The sequence below is a fragment of the Sphingobium lactosutens genome (assembly GCF_013393185.1).
Taxonomy (GTDB): domain Bacteria; phylum Pseudomonadota; class Alphaproteobacteria; order Sphingomonadales; family Sphingomonadaceae; genus Sphingobium; species Sphingobium lactosutens_A.
Window position 1 is genome coordinate 1 of sequence record NZ_QJQX01000066.1, and the last position, 4,453, is coordinate 4,453.

The window sequence follows — 4,453 nt, forward strand, 5'->3', positions numbered from 1 at the left end:
TTAATCCATCTGTGGACGCCCCGATTAACGCAAGTGGTATTTGGAGGTAGGCACGTAGTCGGATGCTGCCATCTGTCCGGCCTCTGATGCAGCGATGATGGCTGCGGGCCCGTATGGGAGTTCGCGGACCGGAACCACATCACTAACGCGTGCTGATGAAGCACGGTGGATTAACCTGGTTCTTCCGATCCCGTCTCGCCGACTGTTGTGCCATACCCTCCTTCGACCGACTACGTTCCGACGACCTCTGGCCCGCCTTGGCTTACGCCGTGGCTGCGACCGGAGCTTTGTAAACTTCATCCTTCGTCAGCAGCGCCCAGACGATCCGTGCCGTCTTGTTCGCCAGCGCAACCGTCACCAGCATGCGTGGCTTGCGCGCCAGCATCTGCTCGAGCCACGAGCCTTTCGCCGCCCCGCGCTTGCTCGCCTGTAGCACTACCGCGCTACTGCCAATAATCAGCAACCTTCGCAGCGTGCGCTCGCCCATTTTCGAGATAGATCCCAGCTTCTGTTTCCCACCAGTTGAGTGCTGACGAGGGGTGAGGCCGACCCAAGCGGCGAAGTCACGCCCCTTGGCGAATGTTTCTGACGGCGGCGCAAGCGCGGTGATCGCCGTTGCCGTGATCGGTCCGATTCCTGGGATCGTCATCAGGCGGCGCGCGACTGCATCCTCGCGAGAGCGCCGGACTATCTCTTTGTCGAGTAGCGCGATCTGCCGGTCAAGCGTTGCCAGAGTATCAAGCAACACCATACACACCGACCGCACCCCTTCGGGCACCGCTGACCGATCGGAGACCAGCGCCCTGAGCGCTTCCAGATGCGCCAAGCCCTTGGGTGCGATCCAACCATATTCTGTCATGTGCCCGCGCAGGGCATTGCCGATCTGGGTGCGCTGGCGGACCAGCAGATCACGCGCCCGGAACACCATCGCGGCTGCCTGCTGTTCCTCAGTTTTCACCGGCACGAACCGCATGCTCGGACGCTGTGCTGCCTCACAGATCGCCTCAGCATCAGCCACATCGTTCTTTTGGCGCTTCACAAAGGGCTTCACATACGCCGGAGCGATCAACCGCACATCATGACCGAGCTTGAGCAACTCGCGCGCCCAATGATGGGCTCCGCCGCACGCCTCCAACACAATTAGGCAACGTGGATGAGCGGAAAAGAAGGGCAACAACTTCGAACGCGTGATCTTCTTGCGCAAAATCGCATGGCCTGACGCATCTACCCCATGCGCCTGAAAAACATGCTTGGCGATATCCAACCCGATTATGCTAACTTCCGACATGGACGCCTCCCTAAAGTGGTGTTCAACACCTCCACTGTGGCACATCGATGCCGTCGGGGGGCGTCCACCCCATCACTAACAAACCAATCGGTCCACTCGGTGGGGGCAGATCAGTGGCGACTGACAAGCCCGTTGAGGCATTGGGTGTGACGACGGTTGTGAATCCAGTTTACAGCGGATTGAATCGCCCTGGGTCGACGAGAGGTTCTCGTTATGCAAGAGGAGCCTGCTGCTTGTCCAAGCTGGGTCGCTGCGCCATCAACGGTTGGACGGATTTACGATCCTCTGGGATTCCCTGCACGAGCAGAAGCGCTTGCTCGCTCCTCGTCCGCCAGGGTTCGCCATCGTTTCACAAGGTCGCGGCGACGCCCGGGATAACGTTCCTCGATCACCTTAATCCGCTCGATGCGGTCTGCTCGGAACGTTCGGAAATCCTCACGAAGCTCGCACCAGCCCGCAACGAATAGCTTTGCTTCGACGAAGCCCAACATGATCGGCCAGATGACGCGCAGCGTCTCCTCGCCCGCTGGGCCACGATAGGCAAGTTGAAGTTTGAATTGGTCACGCATGGCCTGGCGCATGATCCGCAAATCCACGGCGGGGGTCTCGGGCCGGTTGCGGCCGACATGGAAGAGGTTGTCTGCCAGCAGGGGCCGCAATTCCAATGGAAGCACCGAACCAATCTTCGCGATCGCATTTTAGGCAGCATAGGCGAGGCCATCATCAGTCTGATGGCTCACCCATTGCGCGCCAAGCGCTAGGGCATGGAGTTCATCCTGCGAGAACATGAGCGGCGGAAGCAAGAAGCCGGGCTTCAGCACATAGCCGAAGCCCGGTTCTCCTTCTATGTCCGCGCCCATGCCTTGAAGGGTCGCGATGTCGCGGTAAATGGTTCGTAGGGAAACACCGGCCTCGCGCGCGAGATCTCTCCCCGGCACTGGACCATTGTGGCGACGTAAGATCTGCATCACGTCGAAAAGTCGATCACTCTTGGACATGGGCCATTATACCGCAGATGCGAGATTTTGGCAGTAACATGTCTGGCTCATCGGCATGAGACGCTTGCCATGTAACTGATGGTTTTTGAAGCGCGATGACGAGCGGAATTGCGTCGGCGAGCCCGAAGGCCTGCTGACGACTGATCGGAGCAACCCTTCGCAAATCGCGATGAAAAGGGTATCGAGATGCTTAGCGGTGCCCAAATGCGCTTTTGTCGAAGACCGCCTTGAGGCCGACGATCTGTCCGTTTTCCACTGTGAAATGCTTAGCAGACAACACGCGAGGGACGGGCTGGGTGTGGGTATAGTACATGAGGATTGCGTTGGTTTCGTCGCCGAACGACGCAATCAGTGTTGCCCCTTGGAGGATGTGGGCAAATTCTGATTCCGATTTGTGCAGAGCTTCGCTGCCCTCAATGAGACCAAAGGGTGTCTCGGAGGCTACGCCGGCTGCGATGACATTCATCGCCGCCGCATGATCGCGGTTTCTCCAAGCGTCATAGTAAACCATGGCGACTTCCAGTGCGGGGCTGTTTGTATTGCGCATCATCTTTCTCCTTTGTGAGTGGAACAAGACGGCTTTAGCGTAAGACCGTATGTCCGCTCTTTGGCTGAGGGTGGCTCGCCCTACACTGTGGTGGCGAGGGTTGCTCGGAGTGGCCGAGCCGATCCTCATCGCAGGAGGACGAGCCGTGGAGCATTCTACAGAAGTTTTCGTCGGAATGGATGTGGCAAAGACGCGGAACGCGATTGCGGTCGCGGATGGCGAGCGCGGAGGCGAGGTGCGGTTCCTCGGAGAAGTCGACGCCTCTCCTGAGGCAATGCGACGGGTGGTCCAGCGGATCACCGCAAGGCACGAACGTGTCCATTTCTGCTACGAAGCCGGGCCGACCGGCTATGGCCTCCACCGGTTGATCACATCCATGGGCTATCCTTGCGACGTCGTCGCACCTTCACTGATACCGAGGCGACCGGGCGACAGGGTGAAAACCAACAGGCGCGACGCGGTCGGCTTGGCGAAGCTCTTGCGCGCCGGGGAGTTGACGCCGGTGTGGGTTCCCGATGAAGGACATGAAGCCATGCGCGATCTGGTCCGGGCACGCGCTGCGGCGGTCGAGACCCAGCGCGTGCACCGACAACAGGTGAACGCGTTCATGCTGAAGCACGGGCGCATCTTTCCGCGCAAAACGACATGGGGCGCACGCCATCTCCGTTGGCTGCAAGAGCAGCGGTTCGATCATCCCGCTCACCAAATCGCACTGCAGGAACTTGTGGATGCGGTTCGCACGTCCAGGGAGCGTATTGTTCGCATCGAAGCGGCGATCGAAGAGTTCTTGCCCAGTTGGTCACTGGCGCCGGTCGTTCGCGCGCTCCAGGCCCTAAGAGGCGTAGAGCTTGTCGTCGCTGTCACCTTCGTCACCGAGATTGGGCGATGTGCGTCGGTTCGACAGTCCGCGCCAGTTGATGGGATATTTGGGCTTAGTGCCGAGCGAGCGTTCGACTGGCGACGCGATCCGGCGTGGCGGGATCACCAAGGCCGGCAATGGAAGAGTCCGACACATGCTGGTGGAAAGCGCCTGGACTTACCGTCACCCGCCCCGAGTGGGTAAGAATAAACTGTACCGTCTGGAGCAGACCACACCCAAAGTGCGAGAGATCGCATGGAAGGCGCAGAGCCGGTTGACGGCTCGCTATCGAACGCTCAGCGCGAAGGGCAAGAAGACCACGGTGGTGTGCGCGGCGATCGCACGCGAACTCGCCGGCTTCATGTGGGCGATCGCCCGGGAGGTCCAACCCGCCTGACGATCACAATAGCTCCCGCGCACAGGCGGGGGCGGGACCACGGCAGGGGAATATCCGTCACACGCTTTGTGGCCGGCATCGCCGACGCCCGCTGTAAGATAGGATCAGCCCCGGACGCACAATCGGGAATGCGGTAGCCAACCCGCGTATCAGAGCTTGATCACCGACGTCTCTCAGGTCCCGTCTCCACCTGTGCGCGGTCACCGTGGCACAGCTTCGCCCGGCTGGTGACTTCGCGCGCCCGCAATGTTGACAGCGGACATCAGAGCGGTGTTCTCAGCCCACGTCGATCCAGGGCATGTGGAATAGCTCTCCGCGATGATCGCGGCCTTCACTTCAGGCGGCCAGTCCCGCCGCTGGCCTG

4 protein-coding genes and 1 pseudogene are annotated in these 4,453 nt (G+C 60.3%); 1 reads left to right on the forward strand and 4 read right to left on the reverse strand.

All coding sequences use genetic code 11. The features are described from left to right. Positions 1–262: 262 nt before the first annotated feature. The 4 genes from DM806_RS18615 to DM806_RS18625 form a co-directional block, all read right to left on the reverse strand. Complete coding sequence (locus tag DM806_RS18615) at positions 263–1,288, reverse strand: IS110 family transposase (protein ID WP_179044561.1); 1,026 nt, start codon at positions 1,286–1,288, stop codon at positions 263–265. Between the two features lie 275 nt (positions 1,289–1,563). Beyond that, on the reverse strand, positions 1,564–1,962 hold the full coding sequence (locus tag DM806_RS27000; protein WP_218647570.1) for a helix-turn-helix transcriptional regulator: 399 nt from the start codon (positions 1,960–1,962) through the stop codon (positions 1,564–1,566). A 24-nt stretch (positions 1,963–1,986) separates the two neighbouring features. After that, positions 1,987–2,286, reverse strand: a complete 300-nt coding sequence (locus DM806_RS27005; protein ID WP_218647571.1) for a helix-turn-helix transcriptional regulator — start codon at positions 2,284–2,286, stop codon at positions 1,987–1,989. Positions 2,287–2,476: 190 nt separating this feature from the next. Beyond that, positions 2,477–2,833 (reverse strand): nuclear transport factor 2 family protein, encoded by a 357-nt coding sequence (locus DM806_RS18625; RefSeq protein ID WP_179044660.1) that lies wholly within the window; start codon positions 2,831–2,833, stop codon positions 2,477–2,479. A 145-nt stretch (positions 2,834–2,978) separates the two neighbouring features. On the opposite strand from DM806_RS18625, the pseudogene DM806_RS18630 reads away from it, so the two are divergent. Then, positions 2,979–4,089, forward strand: a pseudogene (locus DM806_RS18630) (IS110 family transposase). The last annotated feature ends 364 nt before the right edge of the window (positions 4,090–4,453 follow it).

Bases quoted from the DNA above. Each gene is read 5' to 3' on its own strand.
- DM806_RS18615 (WP_179044561.1), bottom strand. From the start codon at position 1,288: ATGTCGGAAGTTAGCATAATCGGGTTGGATATCGCCAAGCATGTTTTT.
- DM806_RS18625 (WP_179044660.1), bottom strand. From the start codon at position 2,833: ATGCGCAATACAAACAGCCCCGCACTGGAAGTCGCCATGGTTTACTAT.
- DM806_RS27005 (WP_218647571.1), bottom strand. From the start codon at position 2,286: ATGTCCAAGAGTGATCGACTTTTCGACGTGATGCAGATCTTACGTCGC.